The 17,618-nt window shown below is 40.2% G+C and carries 21 protein-coding genes and 1 tRNA gene; 14 read left to right on the top strand and 8 right to left on the bottom strand.

The genetic code is table 11. The features are described 5' to 3' along the window. Positions 1-80: 80 nt before the first annotated feature. A complete protein-coding gene (locus tag F887_RS05775) occupies positions 81-677 on the top strand; it encodes an NAD(P)H-dependent oxidoreductase (RefSeq protein ID WP_005295595.1) in 597 nt (198 codons plus the stop codon). 118 nt (positions 678-795) lie between these two features. Here F887_RS05775 and F887_RS05780 read toward each other — a convergent pair whose 3' ends face one another. Further along, complete coding sequence (locus tag F887_RS05780) at positions 796-1,896, bottom strand: MBL fold metallo-hydrolase (protein ID WP_005295592.1); 1,101 nt, start codon at positions 1,894-1,896, stop codon at positions 796-798. A 282-nt stretch (positions 1,897-2,178) separates the two neighbouring features. Here F887_RS05780 and F887_RS05785 point away from each other — a divergent pair, with 282 nt between their 5' ends. The 6 genes from F887_RS05785 (at position 2,179) to F887_RS05810 (ending at position 6,871) form a co-directional block, all read left to right on the top strand. Beyond that, a complete protein-coding gene (locus F887_RS05785; RefSeq protein ID WP_005295590.1) occupies positions 2,179-2,826 on the top strand; it encodes a hypothetical protein in 648 nt (215 codons plus the stop codon). A gap of 16 nt (positions 2,827-2,842) precedes the next feature. After that, positions 2,843-3,808, top strand: coding sequence for a 2-hydroxyacid dehydrogenase (locus F887_RS05790; RefSeq protein ID WP_005295587.1), 966 nt, complete (start codon positions 2,843-2,845; stop codon positions 3,806-3,808). 110 nt (positions 3,809-3,918) lie between these two features. Further along, entirely contained in the window at positions 3,919-4,506 is a 588-nt protein-coding gene (locus tag F887_RS05795) for a 1-acyl-sn-glycerol-3-phosphate acyltransferase (RefSeq protein WP_171067405.1), read from the top strand. A 156-nt stretch (positions 4,507-4,662) separates the two neighbouring features. Further along, entirely contained in the window at positions 4,663-6,075 is a 1,413-nt protein-coding gene (locus F887_RS05800; RefSeq protein WP_416201967.1) for a M48 family metalloprotease, read from the top strand. A 30-nt stretch (positions 6,076-6,105) separates the two neighbouring features. Then, complete coding sequence (locus F887_RS05805) at positions 6,106-6,471, top strand: GFA family protein (RefSeq protein WP_005295576.1); 366 nt, start codon at positions 6,106-6,108, stop codon at positions 6,469-6,471. Positions 6,472-6,511: 40 nt separating this feature from the next. Continuing rightward, positions 6,512-6,871 (top strand): hypothetical protein, encoded by a 360-nt coding sequence (locus tag F887_RS05810; protein ID WP_005295574.1) that lies wholly within the window; start codon positions 6,512-6,514, stop codon positions 6,869-6,871. A 77-nt stretch (positions 6,872-6,948) separates the two neighbouring features. Here F887_RS05810 and F887_RS05815 read toward each other — a convergent pair whose 3' ends face one another. Beyond that, positions 6,949-7,395: a GatB/YqeY domain-containing protein gene (locus tag F887_RS05815; RefSeq protein ID WP_005295570.1), complete on the bottom strand. Its 447-nt coding sequence runs from the start codon at positions 7,393-7,395 to the stop codon at positions 6,949-6,951. Positions 7,396-7,424: 29 nt separating this feature from the next. After that, on the bottom strand, positions 7,425-7,640 hold the full coding sequence (rpsU, locus tag F887_RS05820; RefSeq protein ID WP_004652785.1) for a 30S ribosomal protein S21: 216 nt from the start codon (positions 7,638-7,640) through the stop codon (positions 7,425-7,427). A 145-nt stretch (positions 7,641-7,785) separates the two neighbouring features. On the opposite strand from rpsU, the gene tsaD reads away from it, so the two are divergent. The 3 genes from tsaD (at position 7,786) to F887_RS05835 (ending at position 9,933) form a co-directional block, all read left to right on the top strand. After that, positions 7,786-8,793: a tRNA (adenosine(37)-N6)-threonylcarbamoyltransferase complex transferase subunit TsaD gene (gene tsaD, locus F887_RS05825; RefSeq protein WP_005295568.1), complete on the top strand. Its 1,008-nt coding sequence runs from the start codon at positions 7,786-7,788 to the stop codon at positions 8,791-8,793. 191 nt (positions 8,794-8,984) lie between these two features. Next, positions 8,985-9,485 carry a hypothetical protein gene (locus tag F887_RS05830; RefSeq protein ID WP_005295565.1) on the top strand — a complete coding sequence of 167 codons (501 nt, stop codon included), beginning with the start codon at positions 8,985-8,987 and terminating at the stop codon, positions 9,483-9,485. 124 nt (positions 9,486-9,609) lie between these two features. Next, complete coding sequence (locus tag F887_RS05835; protein WP_005295563.1) at positions 9,610-9,933, top strand: hypothetical protein; 324 nt, start codon at positions 9,610-9,612, stop codon at positions 9,931-9,933. Between the two features lie 8 nt (positions 9,934-9,941). Here F887_RS05835 and F887_RS05840 read toward each other — a convergent pair whose 3' ends face one another. The 3 genes from F887_RS05840 to F887_RS05850 all read right to left on the bottom strand — a co-directional run bounded on the left by F887_RS05840 (position 9,942) and on the right by F887_RS05850 (position 12,132). Next, on the bottom strand, positions 9,942-10,868 hold the full coding sequence (locus F887_RS05840; RefSeq protein ID WP_005295560.1) for a DMT family transporter: 927 nt from the start codon (positions 10,866-10,868) through the stop codon (positions 9,942-9,944). Continuing rightward, positions 10,865-11,443, bottom strand: coding sequence for a TetR/AcrR family transcriptional regulator (locus tag F887_RS05845; protein ID WP_005295558.1), 579 nt, complete (start codon positions 11,441-11,443; stop codon positions 10,865-10,867). Before F887_RS05845 ends, F887_RS05840 begins: the two co-directional genes overlap by 4 nt. A gap of 146 nt (positions 11,444-11,589) precedes the next feature. Beyond that, positions 11,590-12,132: an HPP family protein gene (locus F887_RS05850; RefSeq protein ID WP_005295555.1), complete on the bottom strand. Its 543-nt coding sequence runs from the start codon at positions 12,130-12,132 to the stop codon at positions 11,590-11,592. Positions 12,133-12,223: 91 nt separating this feature from the next. Between F887_RS05850 and F887_RS05855 the strand changes: the two genes are divergently transcribed. Beyond that, positions 12,224-12,784 (top strand): TetR/AcrR family transcriptional regulator, encoded by a 561-nt coding sequence (locus F887_RS05855; RefSeq protein ID WP_005295553.1) that lies wholly within the window; start codon positions 12,224-12,226, stop codon positions 12,782-12,784. Positions 12,785-12,850: 66 nt separating this feature from the next. Here F887_RS05855 and F887_RS05860 read toward each other — a convergent pair whose 3' ends face one another. Next, a complete protein-coding gene (locus F887_RS05860) occupies positions 12,851-13,951 on the bottom strand; it encodes a DUF6670 family protein (protein WP_005295550.1) in 1,101 nt (366 codons plus the stop codon). 99 nt (positions 13,952-14,050) lie between these two features. Beyond that, positions 14,051-14,941, bottom strand: coding sequence for an ATP-binding protein (locus tag F887_RS05865; RefSeq protein ID WP_005295547.1), 891 nt, complete (start codon positions 14,939-14,941; stop codon positions 14,051-14,053). A 174-nt stretch (positions 14,942-15,115) separates the two neighbouring features. Here F887_RS05865 and F887_RS05870 point away from each other — a divergent pair, with 174 nt between their 5' ends. From F887_RS05870 to F887_RS05880, 3 genes are all read left to right on the top strand, one after another. Continuing rightward, positions 15,116-16,624 carry a DUF3336 domain-containing protein gene (locus F887_RS05870; protein ID WP_005295545.1) on the top strand — a complete coding sequence of 503 codons (1,509 nt, stop codon included), beginning with the start codon at positions 15,116-15,118 and terminating at the stop codon, positions 16,622-16,624. Further along, a complete protein-coding gene (locus F887_RS05875) occupies positions 16,599-17,438 on the top strand; it encodes a protein kinase domain-containing protein (protein WP_005295543.1) in 840 nt (279 codons plus the stop codon). Before F887_RS05870 ends, F887_RS05875 begins: the two co-directional genes overlap by 26 nt. A gap of 90 nt (positions 17,439-17,528) precedes the next feature. Next, positions 17,529-17,613 (top strand) — tRNA-Leu (locus tag F887_RS05880). Positions 17,614-17,618 lie beyond the last annotated feature (5 nt).

Raw genomic sequence — 17,618 nt, 5'->3', positions numbered from 1 at the left:
TCAATTAATCGAAATTTTATCACTACTGGTGATTTAATTGTAGTAGTAACATGTCTCCATTCAAGATTTGGAGAACAAACATGGCTAAAGTGTTGGTATTGAAATCAAGCATTATGGGTGATAATTCTCAGACCAGTCGTTTGATTGATGCATTTCTACAACAACGTGCTGAACGTGGTTTACAAGATGACATTATTATTCGTGACTTGGCAAAATTAAAGCTGCCTGTACTAGATGCCGAGATTTTCCAAGCTTTACGTGGCGCAGAAAATGTCGCCGAACCTATTCAAAAAATTATCCAATTATCTGATGAATTAATCGCAGAGTTAAAAGCCACAGATCTGTTGTTGATCGGCGCACCGATGTACAACCTGAATGTTCCGACACAACTAAAAAACTGGTTTGACTTGGTTGCACGTGCTCGTCATACCTTTAGATATACGGAAACCTATCCGCAAGGCTTGGTTGAAGGTGTAAAAGCAATTGTGATGAGTAGTCGAGGTGGTGTGCATTTAGGACAAGTAACGGATGCAGTAACACCTTACCTGAATGCTGTTTTAGGTTTGATGGGAATTGATGAGGTTGAGTTTGTATATGCAGAAGGTCTAGACATGTCTGCTTTAAGAGAGGATGCACTCAAAGGCGCATATCAAAAAGCCCAACAAGTCGCTGTTTAAATTTTAGTACCCCTTACTGCTGATTTTGGCAGAGTCGGACAATCAGGTGCCTGATTGTCCGATTTTTTCATTTTTGAATCAGCTTTTATCGAAGGCAGTTAAGAGAGATATTATTTAATTAGCGGATGTTCTTCCACCATTGCTTAAATGCTTGTTGATCATTATCCAGTTCAACCAATTCACCAATCATTGGTGTAGCAAGACGATATTTCCTGCTTTGTGAATATTCGACAATACGGGTAATTGGCTCATACCATGCATGTTTAGCCAAACTGAATTTTGAATGATGCACAGGAATCATATTGCGTGCATTCAGTTCTTCTGTGGCTTGGGCCACTTCATCTGGATGGCAATGTACCGAACGCCAAGCAGCATCATATTGGCCATTTTCCATCAAGGCCCAATCAAAAGGCCCATATTTTTGACCAATCTCAAGAAAGTGTTTGTCATAGCCGCCATCACCTGTGTAGAAAATCTTTTTATGAGGGGACTGAATGACAAATGAGACCCAAAGATTTTTTCCGCCATCAAAAGCACGTCGAGAATCGTGGTGTGTTGTTTCGGTGATGATGGTAATGCCATCATCAAATTCAATGCGATCACCCCAATCTCTTTCGATCAGCTTATCTTTTGGATAACCCCAATATTCAAAGTGTTCACCTACACCTAAACCTGTAATGACGTATTTGACTTTGTCTTTCAGTTTGAGCGTGGTTTCATAATCCAGATGGTCATAGTGATCATGTGAGATCAGCAAATAATCTATCTCTGGTAAGTCCTCAACCGTATAGATATCAGTTCCTTTATAAGCGCGCGTGCCCCAAGGGAAAGGCGATGCTTTACCACTCATGACCGGATCAATCAGAAACCGCTTGCCATGGAGCTGCATAAATACAGAAGAATGGCCAAACCAGATGATGACGTCTTGTTGTGGATTTAGTGCTTTTAGATTGGTTTTAACCGAAGGGATTGGATCGATCGGATTACGATGCGGAATGGTTTTGATAAAGGTCTTGTAGAGTTCTACAGCGATACTTGAGCCTTCGCTCATCCCCGATTTTTCGATGAGATTACGGAATTGGCCTTGTCGATAATTAGGAGAACTCTCGATTAATTGTAGGCGTTTACCAGAAGGAATTTTACCAAAGAGGGGTTGTTGGGTATACATGGCACTGCCAGCAATGAGCAGAACAACAGCGATAGCAAAAAGAATAAGCATAGATAGCGTCAACCTTTTCATTTGAGCATTCGATACAACATTAATAAAAAGTAAAAGCGACAAAATGATGAAATATTGTCTAAAAGTCGACGAATGAAAACTTGCCTATAGCTACTGAATATTTGCCTAAACTAACGAGAAGTACATTTTTGATCATGCATTTGGATTTGTATTGATGTGATTGAGCAAAAGGAAGTCATTTAGGCAGACATGGTTTATGCTAGACTATGAGGACATTACAGTCGTGCCAATGGCTGCAAGTTGACAGAACGAGTAGGTAAGATGATTGGGCAGCAGAGAAACATACTAGCCACTTTGGGTATCGATGTTTGGATTCCTCGGGAAGTGGTATGTCAAAAAAATACTGCACCCAGCCTATGGCGAGATCAAGTGGTTGATGCGGTTTCACAATCGACAGCGCTTGCGTTTGATCCTGCACCGATTGTTCAAGATATTCCAGTTGCACCTGTACACACGCCATCGATCACCGAAATTGAAAGTCCTCAACAAGCGAAGGTTGTTGTAGAACCAACTGCTAAAGAAGCTGTGGTTGAAAAAGAACAGATTGTTATTACGGCTCAGATTCAGACGCTTGAATTGCAAATGTACGTTTTGGAAAACTGTGCCATTTTATTGGAAAGCAGTCAGTTGAATAATGCACAACAACAGCTGTGGCAAAATATTCAAAAGGCAAAGCTGGGTCAATACGCAGAGTTAAAATGGCCATTTCCATTGGCTGCTTTTCAGGATAGTCGAGGACTCTCTTCCTATATTCAAGGTTTCATTGATGCCACCGCAACCAATAAAAAGATATTATGCTTAGGTCAACTGGACTTTATCCAGCATTCTAATATATTACATTTAGCGAGTTTAGAAGAAATGATTGCTCAACCGCTATTGAAAAGACGGTTGTGGCAACTTATGCAATAAAGATCGGAATTTAATAATGAAGAAAGTCGTTGTATTCAGTCAAATAGATCAGGATGTTTTAGCGAAGTTAAAGCAAGATTATCAGGTGGTGGTACTTAACCCCAAACTTGGTGACATCAACGAGCAGATTCGAACGGAAGTTGTTGATGCTGATGCCATGATTGGCGCAGGGCGTTTATTGAATGAAAGTAATTTAGCCCCAGCACAAAAACTAAAAGTCATTTCTACCGTTTCCGTTGGCTATGATAACTACGATGTCGACTATCTCAATCAAAAGAAAATTTGGCTTGCCAATACCCCACACGTACTGACAGAAACGACTGCTGATCTTGCCTTTACATTATTGCTCAGTGCCGCACGTAAAATTCCGTCTTTAGATGCATGGACCAAGCAAGGTCAATGGAAACGCACGGTATCGACTGAACAATTCGGTGTAGATGTGTTTGGGAAAACCTTAGGCATCATTGGTTTGGGAAATATTGGTGCTGCGATTGCCCGTCGTGGTTTCTATGGTTTCAATATGAATATTTTGTACCATAATCGCCGTGAAAAAATTGAAGTCGCACAAGCCTTCAATGCGCAATATCGCGAGCTAGATCAGTTATTGCAACAGTCTGATTTTATTGTGGTTGCAGTTGATTTAAATACTGAATCTAAGGCACTGATTGGTGCAGAACAATTTGATTTGATGCAGAAGCATGCAGTATTTGTGAATATTGCGCGTGGTTCGGTCGTCGATGAAAATGCATTGATTGAGGCATTGCAACAAAACAAAATCTTTGCCGCTGGGTTGGATGTATATACCAAAGAACCTTTGCAAAGCTCGCCTTTATTCGAACTAGCAAACGCAGTCACAGTACCACATTTGGGCTCTGCTACAGCAGAAACACGCAAAAAGATGGTTGATCTTGCTTATCAAAACTTGATGGATGCATTAGAAGAACGAACCCCGCGTTATCTGGTCAATCCAAAGTTTGAATAATTGCTTACAATGCTGACAACTTGATTGCTGCATTATTGTGCGAGTCCATCTTTTTAAGCTGATTAATATTGGTACACTTGCGCCCTTTGTGATTTCGTGTCGGGGTGTCTGTGTTCGAGAAATTAGCTGAGCAAAGTTTGGGCTTGATGGGGTGGGAAATTGACAATCATTGGGATTTAGATATCGATCAATGTGTCATGATTGCCGCACCACATACCAGCAATTGGGATGCTTTATATGCGCGCTTGGCCTTAAAAGCATTGGGTGTCAATGTTCGCCTAACCATTAAAGACAGCTATATGAAACTTCCATTTGGCCCATTTGTGCGTGCTATGGGAGGTATCGGGATCGATCGCAGTATTAAACAAGAAGGGCAAGCGCGACCAAGTATGGTTCAGCTGATGAGTGACTTGTTTAAGACTCATCCAAAATTAGTGATGTTGGTTACGCCAGAGGGAACACGCGCTAAACAAGAACAATGGAAAACTGGTTTTTATCATGTGGCGGTTGCTGCAGGTGTGCCGATTGCTTTGGCTTATATGGACTATGCCAAGAAAAAAACTGGGGTTGGGAAAATTGTTTATCCTACAGGCGACTATGAAAAAGATATGACTGAAATCATGTCTTTCTATGCTGAAATTAATGCCAAATTCCCTGAGAAATTCAGTGTAGATCAGCGTTACATCGCGAACAAATAATTTAAGTCACTTGCAAAAAACATAAATTAAGGCAGGATTTTCCTGCCTTTTATAACACTTTGTTGCAAATTTCTCCTTTTTTCAATGCTATAGTGAATTTCTTTATTAAAATCATAGAGAAACCACTTGAGATCGTTGCTGCTCGCATGTGGCTTATTGGCCACAACTCAATTGAGTCACACTGAAGTTTTTTTGCCTTCCCATACAGCTGGGCAAGCAGAAGTGCCTGAAATTGGAAGCGGTATAGGTTTGCTCGATCAACAAAAAGAAAAATTTATCGGTGAAAAAGTTTATCGAGAAGTACATCGTCAAATGCCAACGGTACAAGATGCATGGTTGGAAGATCAATTTTTACAGGTTTTTTCAGGGATTCTCAGCCAAACCCAACTTGGACGACCAATTGGTTTAGTGATTATCAAAGATCCTCAAATTAATGCCTTTGCTGTTCCTGGTGGTCTGTTTGCATTGAATACAGGTTTGATTACTTCAGCTAAGAATCTGGATGAGATCGTTGGTGTGATGGCGCATGAGATTGCACACGTATCACAGCGTCATTATAGCCGTTCGCAAGAAGCATTTAAGGGACAGGGTTTGCTCGCATTGGCAGGGATTCTTGTCGGGGCTGCTATTGCATCTCAGGCCGATGGCAATGCGGGTGCAGCTGTAATGATGGGTACTCAAGCGGCACTGATGGATAATCAGTTGAGTTATAGCCGTAATCAGGAGCGAGAAGCCGATCGTATTGGCATGCAGTTTATGTCTGCGGCAGGCTATAACCCACAAAGTATGGCGGATTATTTTGAAACCATGCATCGAGCGACCAGTCGAGTCAGTTTTTTACCTGATTTTTGGTTTACTCATCCATTAACGACAGAGCGTATGAGTGAAGCACGTTTACGTGCCAATCAATTGCCTAAAGTGAAATCTAAAATTTACGATCTCGATTTTGAAATTCTAAAGCTTTACACTTTAGTGGTATCGAATCAGGCGACCGAAATTCAATTACAGACATTGGCGAATCAGAAAAATACTGCTGGTTTATTGGCTTTGAGTAAGTTCTATTTGGACCAAGGTGATTACGCACAAGCTCAGGCCAATTTAGACTTGGTGAAGGCTAAACTTCAGAATCATGTGCTTGTACCTTTGATTCAGACTGATATCTACCTAGGGCAAAATAAATTGGATCAGGCTTTTAATAGTATTAATCCAATCCAGAAAACCATGCCAGAGAATCGGGCTTTATCTTATAAATTGGCAGAGGTACTGATTCGACAAAAGCAAGTTGCACAGGCACAAACTTTGGTACAACGTTTTATTCATAAAAACCAACGTGATATTGAAGGTTGGCAATTACTGCAACAGGCAACCAATTTAGATAAAAGTTCACCTTTACAAGCCGTCAATGTATTGGGTTATCGCGCCGAGGCTGAGTATTGGTCTGGCTATGAAGAAAATGCGATTAAGTCAATGTTGCACGCGCAGCGTTTGGCAAAAGGTAATGTCGCAATGTCGGCCAAGATTGACGCACGGTTAAAACAGATGCAAGATGAGCGCCGTATGAAACTCTAAATGAATATTAAAACAATTAAAGGCATGCATATGATCAAAGGACAATGTTTGTGTGGGGCAGTGCAGTATCAATATCATGGGAAAATTGAAAACAGCATTTTATGTTACTGTACCGATTGCCAACAGGCACAGGGTTCTATCGCGGGCTGGAATAGTGCTGTTGATCAAACTCAATTTGAGCTCACCTCTGGGCGAGAACAACTGAAAGAATATTTTCATACCCCAAATAAGGCGCGTGTTTTTTGTCAAAACTGTGCCAGTCCACTTTATTCTTATCGTACGGATTTGCCTGATATCATTCGTTTACGTCTGGGGAGTGTGACTGAGGGCGATATACCCGCCCCGAAAGAAGAATTTTTTCTGGAGCATAAACCAAATTTTATTGAATTAAGATAAGATGGCGTGCGTAAGCAATCGCTGAGAAGTTAAAAGATTTATGAACAAAATTTTAGTTTTTATTTTTGCGATAAGCAGTGTGGGAATCAGCTCGGCAGCATCTGTTGAGCAGTATGCAAATTCGGTTGAGAAAATTCGTGGTGCGTATGCGCAGGATATTCGTGGTTTTTTGCGCAGTTTAAATCCTCAAACTTCGCAATTTACGCCTGAGCAGCAAGCAAAATATTGTCAGATTAATCAGCGCTATATTCAGGATATGTCAGATGCGATTGAGCAAAACCGCTCATCATTACCGCAACAGTATGCAAGTATGACCAAGCAAGATTTGATTAAACAGGTGGCAGAATCGAAAGAGATGCAAATGCTTGCGAAATATAATGTTCAGTGTGATTTTAAATAACACAATACTTTGGGTTCATTGTTGAAATGAATCCAATTCTTTAATAAAGAGAAATATAGAAAGGAGAGTTAAGCGGATTAGCTTAATTTTGCTTTGATTTTAGCAGATACTTGTGCAGGATCGGCACGCCCGGCTATGATCGGACGTAGAGAATTCATCACCTTACCCATATCTTTCATGCTAGTAGCTTCTTGAGCAGCAATCGTTTGCTCAATGATGGAATCAAGTTCTTCCTCAGTCATAGCGGCTGGTAGAAATTGAGAAATAACCTCAACTTCGGCTTGTTCCTTACTAGCTAAATCATCTCGACCAGCGCCAGAAAAGGCCTTGATCGATTCTTTACGTTGTTTAATTTGCTTTTCAATGACCGCAAGAACCTGAGCATCGTCAAGCTCAATGCGCTCATCGACTTCGATTTGCTTAATTGCTGCCTGTACACCACGAAGAACCGTTACTGTTGCCATATCTTTGGCACGCATTGAGTTTTTTAATACGTCAGTAATCTGGTTTTTTAAAGTATTCATAGTATTTTCAGCAGTCAATCACAAATTAATTAGTAAAGGCGAGTAGTACGTACAGATTCGCGAGTCAATTTCTTTTGATAACGCTTAACTGCAGCAGCTTTTTTACGCTTACGTTCTTGAGTTGGTTTCTCATAGAATTCGCGCTTACGAACGTCAGCTAAAACACCCGCTTTTTCGCATGAACGTTTGAAACGACGGATAGCTACGTCTACTGGTTCGCCTTCTTTCAACTTAACTTGTGGCATGTAAAATCCTCTAAGATGATGGATATGATCTAACGCACTATTACACTAGATCGCAAGTGAAGGTCAGTATTTTACTCATTTACAACTCAGATCACAAGTCTATAATAGCTCCGATATTATTTTTGATCGTTGTAAAGGCAGTTTAATGATTGTTTTGGGCTTAGAAACTTCGTGTGATGAAACTGGGTTAGCACTCTATGATAGCGAGCTCGGCTTACGTGGACAGGTTCTATACAGCCAAATCAAACTGCATGCTGAATATGGTGGTGTGGTACCAGAGCTGGCTTCACGTGACCATGTTCGAAAAATGATTCCCTTGATGAATCAACTACTTGAGCAAAGTGGTGTAACAAAACAAGAGATTGATGCAGTTGCTTATACCCGGGGTCCAGGCTTAATGGGGGCATTGATGACAGGTGCATTATTTGGTCGTACCTTGGCATTTGCATTGAATAAACCTGCAATTGGTGTGCATCATATGGAAGGTCATATGCTTGCACCATTACTTTCGGAAACTCCACCGGAATTTCCGTTTGTGGCTTTACTGGTTTCTGGGGGGCATAGCCAATTGATGGCAGCTTACGGTATTGGTCAATATGAATTACTGGGTGAATCGATTGATGATGCTGCGGGTGAGGCCTTTGATAAAGTCGCAAAAATGATGAAATTACCTTATCCAGGTGGTCCAAATATTGCGAAGTTGGCCTTACAGGGTGATGCACAAGCTTTTGAATTTCCACGTCCAATGTTGCATCAAGGTTTAAACTTTTCATTTAGTGGTTTAAAAACCGCAGTTTCAGTACAGTTGAAAAAGTTGGGTGAAGAAAATCGAGATGCAGATATAGCCGCGTCTTTCCAAGAAGCGATCGTGGATACCTTAGTTAAAAAATCCGTGAAAGCTTTAAAGCAAACAGGTTTAAAACGTTTAGTGATTGCCGGTGGGGTGAGTGCCAATTTGCGATTACGTGAACAATTAGAAACCTCATTGGCAAAGATTAAGGCGCAAGTTTATTACGCTGAACCTGCTTTATGTACTGATAATGGCGCCATGATTGCTTTTGCTGGATATCAGCGTTTAAAAGCAGGGCAACAGGATGGTTTGGCTGTGACGACTACACCGAGATGGCCGATGACAGAGTTAAAGCCAACCTAAGATGTACCCGTAATTTTGTTTGGATGCTGTGTGTAAACTTATCGCAAATCCTCATTATTATTTTATTTAAAAATCAGATTATTCATTTTTATGCAGGGTGGTGGCGACGGTTTTTAGTCAGCGCTATCTTGTTAAATTATCAGATAAATTATTTATTTTGATGAGCTAAAACTCATCGTGGAGTATAGACGTTGAAAATTTCTTATATTTTTACATGTGGCCGATTAGAGTCTTTATTTAAGATTCTCTGCCTCACTCAACAAGGTGAGAAAAAGGTCGAGTCAAAAGAAAAAGTAGTTGAACAATATAGAAAAGATATCGCTTTAGGGCGCCCATTTGAAGAAACTGAACTTTATCAAGTGATTGAACAAAGTGAAGAAAAAATAGTGGTTAATCGTTTGAGTAATATTCTTCGAGACAAACCAACTCAGCAGAATAAATTTGATTTAGACGAATATAAGACAGGTGCATGGTCTGAGTTTAATGATTATAAGCTGGCAGTTCGATTCTCAAATGCGAAAACCGAGTTAAGTGAAAAGCACTTTGCGAAAACTGGTGAATACATGACCAGTCGTGGTATCGCAAAATTGACTGGTTTTAATCCAAGCAATATTAAGAATATGTTGCAGCATAAAAGAAGTGTAGTGAAAAAAATGCTCGCGACATTAGAGAAGTTAGCAAAAGAGTATTGATATTTAAGCTCTAGAAGCGATGCAGAGAAAATTTTTCTGCGTCGCTAATTATCAATTGTTATTCATTACTAATAAAACTTTAATTTATATTTTCTGCAATAACTCAATATAAAAAGGAAAAATAATGTGGTCTGTTAAAGCTGCGACGATAGCTGCGTGGTTAAGTATCATTATTATTGCTGCGGCAGTGATTTTTTCAATTTATGTTTTAAGTATCCCATGCACCAATGATCGAATTTGTGAGATGCCACCCATCCATTTATTCTTTTTCTTGGCATTGATCATCTCGGTCATCTGTAATCTTATTGGGATCATTTTGTCGATCATTGGATTGAGAAAAGATGAACCCATTAAAAAATCAGCAAAATTGGCGTTGTTTTTTAATGGGAAAATTATCGCTTTTAGCGTTGTCTCTGCGATATTACTACTTTTGATTTTAATGACTTAGAAACTTTTCTAAGTCATTTGCTGTGAACGATCTGCTTTAGATAGCACCGCCAGACAAACAAAAATCAACCCCATACCAACCCAACCAATCGGGGCCAATTGTTCTCCAACCAACAAGACGGCAAACAATGCTGCAACCAGTGGTTCAAATAACGTGAGTGTCGTCGCGGTACTGGCTGAAATGGTCTTTAACGCATAACCAAATAATAGATAACCCAGAAACATCGGGATCAGCATCATATAGCCAACCACATACAAATTCACAGGTTCATCAAACAGATTCGCACCCGTAAAAAATAGGGTGGGCAATAAAATTAAAGCACCGAAGCCAAAAATTAAACCCATGGAGGCTTTTGAGTCGACCCCACGATCAATCATCTTTTTGGCAGCCCAAGAGTATAAAGAATAGGTGAGTGCAGCGATCAATCCGAGAATAATCCCTATGCTTTTCTGGTCAGTTGCAATGTTCTGGCTAGCGCTTTCAGAATGTGATTCACCAATCGATAACAGCAAGACCCCGGCTACGCCAAAAACGAAACTGATAAACCATTTTCCAGAGAGTGCTTTTTTATCAAAGAACTTTTCAAGTAATGCGGTAAATAAAGGGGCTGAACCAATTGAAACAACGGTGCCAATAGTGATTCCTGCCATACGCATCGACGAGTAAAAGGCCAGTGGATAAATAGCAACAGAGACCATCCCAATCAACAGTAAAGGATAGTAAGTGCGAATTTGAGGTAAATGACTGCGGATATTTTTATAGGCCAATAAGGCTTGTAATAATCCGCCACCACCCATGGCGATTGCGCCAATGGCTAAAGGGCTAAGATTGGGTGCATAAGAGGCGGCAGTACCTGTAGTTCCCCATAAAATAGAGGCGACTAAAACAGCGATAAAACCGGAATGTGAACTCAGGTTGAAGGACGTAGTGCTCACTTTGCAACCTCTTGTTCTAATAAGCTTTGAACCATGTGCTTTGCAGCAAAGACTTTGTCACTAGAGCTTTCTAAACCTGCACGGGCAATAGATCCTTCCAAAATAAAAGAAAGCAGCAGTGCCAGTTCTTTTGCTCGCTCGGGATCGTGAGTTAATTGAATCAAATGCTCAGCTAGAATGGCTTCAATTTCATCTTTATGTTTTTTGACAGCTAAACGCTCAGGACTGTGTGCAGGAAATTCTGCTGCGGCATTGAGTAGACCACAGCCACGGAAACCTTTTTCATAAGCGAATTCAGCATGATCTTGGTAGGCATCGAAAACAGCCAAAATACCGTCAATGGGTGTTTGGATTTGAGCTTTTCTCTTGTGATATAAATCCAGCCATTCTTGATGGCGTGCTTCGATATAACAGGTAATCAGATCTGATTTGGTAGCAAAGTTATTGTAGAGAGACATTTTTGCCACGTTGGCTTTCTCTGTAATCGTATTGATTCCTGTATTGCTGATGCCATCGTTATAAAACAAGGTTGATGCTGCATCTAGGATTTTTTGTTTTGCTGATTTAGTACTCATAGTAAAACTATATTATGTATACCGACCTACCTATTTTTATTGAAAAGTAAATTATTTGCAAGAGAAAGTTGGGAACTTTACTGAATTTTGATTAGAAAGATGGCATCGCTTAAAGTGCTGAAATTGCATTTTAAGCGATAGATGGATTATTCGATATTTTTCTTACTGTGGATAAAAGCCAATCCATACACAGGCCATTTCTTTTCTGATTTTAGATTATTGACCAACCATGCAACTAGCACCAAAGCAACTGAACCTAATAGCACAGGGAAGAATAAGAAACTCCAGTGGTATTGAATGGTATTGGCCGTCAATAAGATGACCAATGGGTTTGCACCAGCAGGTGGGTGGACACAACGCAAAAGTTGCATGGCTGCAATTGCGCAGCCGACAGAGAGTGCAATACTGAGTGCCGATGTACCAAAAAGTTTAAGAAACAATAAACCGATAAATGCCGAGACAAAATGCCCCAGAATTACATTGCGAGGTTGCGCTAGAGGCGATTGCGATACCGCATATAAGATGACACAGGTCGCACCGAAAGGAGCCATAATGAATAGATTGTTGGTGAGCTTACTGAGCAGGATTAAGATCAATATACTTAATGTACCGCCAATTAAACTTCTTATAATATCAATGGATTGAGGTAAGGGGGTAAGATGTTCTCTACCGTTGAATAAAGATAACATGGTGATCTCACTACAAGGTTGCTTTATCGCGATAATAGAACTAAAATTATAAATAGTACAGATCTGTACTATTTTAAATGAGTAAATTTTTATGTCAAAGTCAGCCAATAAAATTTTGCATACAGCAGAAAAATTATTTTATGAAAATAGTTTTGTTGGCGTGGGTGTTGATCTCATTCGGGATGAATCAGGTTGCTCAAAAACCACCATGTACACCTATTTTAAAAATAAAAATCAATTGGTGAAGTCAGTTTTGGAAGCGCGGGATGAAAAGTTTAGAAATAGCTTGCTGGATTATGTCGCTGATGAAACGGGAAGGGCTGCACTGAATCGGTTGATCGATTGGCATTTACTGTGGTTTCAAGAGGATAATTTTAAGGGATGTTTATTTGTCAGAGCAGTGGCAGAGTCACATTTAGGTGATCAAGAGATCATCGCGGTATCAAAAGAGCATAAAGTCTGGATTAGAAATTTGATCACAGAATATCTACAATCTTATCCCAATGCAGAGATGTTGGTTGAAGTGACTTATACGCTGATAGAAGGGCTGATCAGTCGCTTTCTGGTCGAAGGTTATGATGTAAAAGTGGCAGCCGAGATTAAAGATTCAATTAATCAAATCATTGATCATTTAAATCCTCTCAAGAAGTAGAGGGCATAAGTATTTTTAGATAGATTAGCCTTTGATATTTCAGCAAAGGCCAATCACGTTGCTGATTTAATCTTTAAAGGCGTTTTGATTTTCGACGTCTACATATTCGATATAGCCACGACCTTGGGTTGGCTGATTTAGATATTCACCTGTAAAGGTATAGGCACTGGCATAGCCAATTCCGTGTCCATAACGAAATGGACTGTCGATTTCCGCAGTGATATCTAAAATTTTCTGATCCGCATCATCTTTGACCGACCAAGAGAACAACTGGGGTAAGCGCATTTTCTTGCCGCTTGGTGAAACATAATCCTCAACTTGATGCGCAATCACTTTGAACTCAACATTGGTATAGACCTCTGCTGGTTTGTCAGTATGGCGAACATGTAAGGTATAAGCTGCTGCTTGACCCAAAATATCAGCTTTGGTGAGCAATAATTGGGTGCTCTCGGTCAAGTTGATAATTTGGTAAGTAAAGAAATCGAGCGGTAATTTATAAGGCTCAGGGAGTAGTTTTTTAACGACACCATGTGCACCAGTTGCTCGGGCATATTCGTAAGTACATAAACCTTCGGCTGGGGTAATTTGACCTTGATATTCAAGCTGACCTTTGAAGTTTGCCAATAAACTAAAATGATCATAAATCGGTGTTTTAATAAACCATGAAATTTGGTCTGTGACATCCAAATCAAACTCAAAGCTAAGTCCATGATAAGCACCTTTGAGGTGAATATTTGGTAGAGTTCCTTGAATTGAGACTTCTTCACCTAGCTCAATGATTGTTCCATTGTCTTGAATATTGGTCTGTTCTGGAATGAGATACGCTTTTAATAGATGCTCATCTACCGCCGCAGTACTGGAGAAAAAAGTTGCAGTCTTTCTTGGGTCGCCTAAGGTAATATCATCATGATCAAATGCAAGTGCTCCTGGGGTACCCAGTAAAATCATAATATTTAAATAGCGATGTGGCTCGGGAAGCAGCGGAAAGAAAATTCCATAATGCGTCCAGGTATAAAAATTCCCATCCGTGCGTGGGCGAATGATGTCTGGATCTGAAAATGGTGTTGTTGAATATTGTACTGCTTTATCGAGCGTACCTTGTGCCAATAACAGGCTTTTACCCAAGATTTTGCTGGTCAAGGAAGTAGGTGGCAATTGTTTCTTCATTTTGTTTCCTAAACTCAATCCATGTTGAAAAGTAGATTATGAGAAACAATTGCCTGTGCTAAGCGGAAATAAGGACAAAGCTACAGCTTTTCAGGACATTTATACGTGAGCTTTGTTCGACAATTTTTCTAAGGTCTGTGAGCCGATCCAGTGTTTTGAAAACTGGTAGGCAGCCCGTCCAGAACGTTGACCACGTGCTTGGCACCACTTTAAACTTTCACCACGAACCAGATCGTTATATTCCAAGTCCGCTTTTACAATGTAATGCTCTACGATTTGTAAATACAACTGTTGATCCATTGGATAGAAGGATAGCCACATCCCAAAACGGTCGGAAAGTGAAATTTTTTCCTCGATCGCTTCCTGTGGATGCAGTTCCGTATATTGCGGAACATCCACCTTTCGCACAGGTGTATTTTCGTGCATAAACTCAGGCAGTAAATGGCGACGGTTACTGGTGGCATAAATAATGAAATTACTTGAGCCAGATTGCAGTGAACCATCCAGCACACTTTTCAGACTACGATAATTTTCATCTTCAGCATTGAAGGCCAGATCATCACAATAAACAATGAATTTTTCAGGACGATTTTCAATCAGTTTTTGAATTTTAGGTAAATCAGATAGATCATCGCGCTCAATTTCAATCAAGCGTAAGCCTTGAGCTGAATATTCAGTGAGTAGGGCACGGACAATCGACGATTTTCCAGTACCGCGAGAGCCTGTGAGCAGAACGTCATTGGCTGGTAAGCCATTCAGAAATTGTAAAGTGTTTTGGATAATTTTGTCTTTTTGGCGTTCGATGCCTTTTAAATCTTCCAGATACATTTTCTTGGGTTGTTGTATCGCGACCAGTTGTTGGTTTTCCCAACGAAAGGCGATTGCTGAAAAATCAGTCGGTTGTTTCGGTGCAGGGAGAACTTGCTGGAGCTGTGTTAAAACACTGGATAACGATTGGATAATAGATTCGGGTAAATCAAGGATAGCCATAAATACAAACCAAACTCAATGATGAATAGGGATACTATCACTGCTATTACGGAAATAAAGAAAATATCATCAGAAATATCGAAATATATCGATTTACCCCTTGATTGTTGTGGCTGCTTTTTGCATTGTATAGGTGCAAGAATATAAAAAATATGCTGAAAATCGGGATTGCGAATGTTCACTAGAGTTCAAGAGAAAAAGAATACATATCAGACACATAGGGTTGATGTGTTACAAGAACACTTACGACATGCGAACTCTTATGATGAATGGAAAGAAATCGCACTAAAACTGGACGAAGAATCTGGTCATGAAGCATGGAAATATGACAATGAATCGTCTTATTATGATGCAGAAATTTTATCTAAACGTTATAACTTATTAAAAAAATATCGAATGCAGCATCGAACACTAGATCTGATCTATGTGTTAAGAGAAGGTCTGTCTTATGACTTTGCCAATATTGGGCATCCGATGTTATTTGCACAGACCTATATTGGAACTAAAAAAATTATCGAAAACTATGTTGAGGAAATGAGCGACTGTCTACGTTATTTAGCCTCAAGTGAATGTATTACATTTCAGCTTAAAGAAAAAATCCAATTTTTTGAAGAATGCCAAAAAGCTTATGGGCAACCCGCACTGATGTTTTCGGGTGGAGCGACTTTAGGCCTATTTCATACGGGAGTCTGCAAGGCACTGATAGAACAGGATTTAATGCCGCAAGTGTTATCAGGCTCCAGTGCAGGGGCAATTATGACAGGGATGCTCGGCGTTTCACCGCCAGAGAAAGTACCTGAATTGCTTAAAGGGGAATACTTTTTTAGTGATGCATTTAAATTTAGGAAGGTTACAGAACTGATTCGGGGACGTGGTGGTGTTGCTGATGTGATGTATTTGAAAAAATTCCTGATGCAGAATCTTGGAGACGTCACATTTGCAGAAGCCTATAAGCAATCCAAACGTCATATTAATATTGTTGTGGCACCTTATAACACTGCACAAAATCCAAGGATTATGAATGCACTAACTGCACCAAATGTTCTGGTGTGGAGTGCAGTATTAGCATCGTGTGCAGTACCTGTGTTATTTCCGCCTGTGCATTTGACCAGTAAGCGCTATGATGGTCAGCATACGCCATATCTCGCCAATACCAAATGGGTGGATGGCAGTATGCGTAGTGACTTTCCACAGGAGAAAATGGCGCGCTTATATAATATTAATTACACCATTGCCAGTCAGGTCAATCCGCATATCGTGCCGTTTATGCAGAGTGATAGTAATCGCTTCCGACGTGATGTACTGAGTTGGCCTGAACGTATTATTCGTCATCAAGGTAAAACTATTGCCATGGATGTGATGGATTTAACACGCAATTATATGGGCAGTTTTTTCCCGATTCGCCGTATGCTCGATCATGGTTATGGTATTTTGGGGCAACGCTACTACGGTGATGTGAATATCATTGCCAAATACGGTCTCCGACACTATAGTTACATGCTAAAAAATCCACGACCAAAACTGTTCAAAATTCTGCAACAAGAAGGCGAGCGGGCAACATGGCCTAAAATCGCCTCGATTGAAATCCATGCACGGATTGGTAAAACCATTGAGCATTGTTTAACATCATTGCGAAAGCAGGAAGAAAAGCAGCAGAATGAGTTTTACTACGTGGATCTTTGATCCCAAAATTCCATTTGAAAATTTAAGTCTCGCCACCAAAACGCAGAGTTATACATTTGGGCGACGTATATATACCTTCCAAGCCAATCAGCAAGCTTATTGGCTGAAATTCCATCAGGCAAACAGTCAGCATATTTTGGCGAAGGCTTTTCAGCGTGAGCTCAACTTTTACCAGTTGCATCAACATACACAGCAACCCTTTCTGTTGCCGTATCAAATTATTCAATTTAGTGATGTTGTGAATCAGTTGGATGCAATGGAGGGCGGTGGAGGGCTGTTAACCGCCAATTCAGATGCTTTTTTTACGGCTTTGACAGACGATAGCGAGATTGAAAGCATTCAGCAGAAAATTCTTGCTGCTTTAGACACACTTGATGCTTTACACCAACTGGGGTGGATTCACGGTGATTTGAAGACAGAACATTTCCGTTTCTATGAAAACTCATGTCGGCTGATTGATTTTGAGCAATGTTTTAGGATTGGGTTTCCTATTCAGACTTTGGATGCAACACCACATTACATGGCACCAGAGCTTTTTCAGGGGACAGGAAAAACGATTCAAAGTGATTTATATGCTTTAGGTATTATTTTGTATGAATGGTTGACTCAATTAACCTTAAAGGCAGGCAGTTATCATGATTGGGCTGTCTTGCATTGCCAACAATTGCAAATTCAGCTTCCATCGACACTGCAATGCTTTTTTCCTGTGCTTAAAGGCTTGTTGGAAAAGCATATTGAACAGCGTTTTAGCTCAGTTTCAGCTGCAAAAGCAGCTCTAAATGCCAAAGATTTGCTTGAAAATAAAAATAAATAGTTGATTTGAATATTATATGTTCATTTGATTGGTTTTTTTAGCAGAAACACTTGTCAGAATGAATGTTTCTCACTAATATGCATACCCATCGGGGGCGTGGCGAAATTGGTAGACGCACTGGATTTAGGTTCCAGCGCCGCAAGGTGTAAGAGTTCGAGTCTCTTCGCCCCCACCATATTT

The organism is Acinetobacter sp. NIPH 2100 (assembly GCF_000369805.1).
In the GTDB taxonomy this organism is placed as follows: domain Bacteria; phylum Pseudomonadota; class Gammaproteobacteria; order Pseudomonadales; family Moraxellaceae; genus Acinetobacter.
Note: the sequence above shows the minus strand (reverse complement) of the source record. Positions and strands in the feature narration are given on the sequence as shown.

Bases quoted from the DNA above. Each gene is read 5' to 3' on its own strand.
- F887_RS05835 (WP_005295563.1), top strand. From the start codon at position 9,610: ATGTGGTCTGTTAAAGCTGCGACGATAGCTGCGTGGTTAAGTATCATT.
- F887_RS05790 (WP_005295587.1), top strand. From the start codon at position 2,843: ATGAAGAAAGTCGTTGTATTCAGTCAAATAGATCAGGATGTTTTAGCG.
- F887_RS05865 (WP_005295547.1), bottom strand. From the start codon at position 14,941: ATGGCTATCCTTGATTTACCCGAATCTATTATCCAATCGTTATCCAGT.
- F887_RS05875 (WP_005295543.1), top strand. From the start codon at position 16,599: ATGAGTTTTACTACGTGGATCTTTGATCCCAAAATTCCATTTGAAAAT.
- F887_RS05785 (WP_005295590.1), top strand. From the start codon at position 2,179: ATGATTGGGCAGCAGAGAAACATACTAGCCACTTTGGGTATCGATGTT.
- tsaD (WP_005295568.1), top strand. From the start codon at position 7,786: ATGATTGTTTTGGGCTTAGAAACTTCGTGTGATGAAACTGGGTTAGCA.
- F887_RS05860 (WP_005295550.1), bottom strand. From the start codon at position 13,951: ATGAAGAAACAATTGCCACCTACTTCCTTGACCAGCAAAATCTTGGGT.
- F887_RS05810 (WP_005295574.1), top strand. From the start codon at position 6,512: ATGAACAAAATTTTAGTTTTTATTTTTGCGATAAGCAGTGTGGGAATC.
- F887_RS05870 (WP_005295545.1), top strand. From the start codon at position 15,116: ATGTTCACTAGAGTTCAAGAGAAAAAGAATACATATCAGACACATAGG.
- F887_RS05815 (WP_005295570.1), bottom strand. From the start codon at position 7,395: ATGAATACTTTAAAAAACCAGATTACTGACGTATTAAAAAACTCAATG.
- F887_RS05780 (WP_005295592.1), bottom strand. From the start codon at position 1,896: ATGCTTATTCTTTTTGCTATCGCTGTTGTTCTGCTCATTGCTGGCAGT.
- F887_RS05775 (WP_005295595.1), top strand. From the start codon at position 81: ATGGCTAAAGTGTTGGTATTGAAATCAAGCATTATGGGTGATAATTCT.
- rpsU (WP_004652785.1), bottom strand. From the start codon at position 7,640: ATGCCACAAGTTAAGTTGAAAGAAGGCGAACCAGTAGACGTAGCTATC.
- F887_RS05850 (WP_005295555.1), bottom strand. From the start codon at position 12,132: ATGTTATCTTTATTCAACGGTAGAGAACATCTTACCCCCTTACCTCAA.
- F887_RS05805 (WP_005295576.1), top strand. From the start codon at position 6,106: ATGATCAAAGGACAATGTTTGTGTGGGGCAGTGCAGTATCAATATCAT.
- F887_RS05845 (WP_005295558.1), bottom strand. From the start codon at position 11,443: ATGAGTACTAAATCAGCAAAACAAAAAATCCTAGATGCAGCATCAACC.
- F887_RS05855 (WP_005295553.1), top strand. From the start codon at position 12,224: ATGTCAAAGTCAGCCAATAAAATTTTGCATACAGCAGAAAAATTATTT.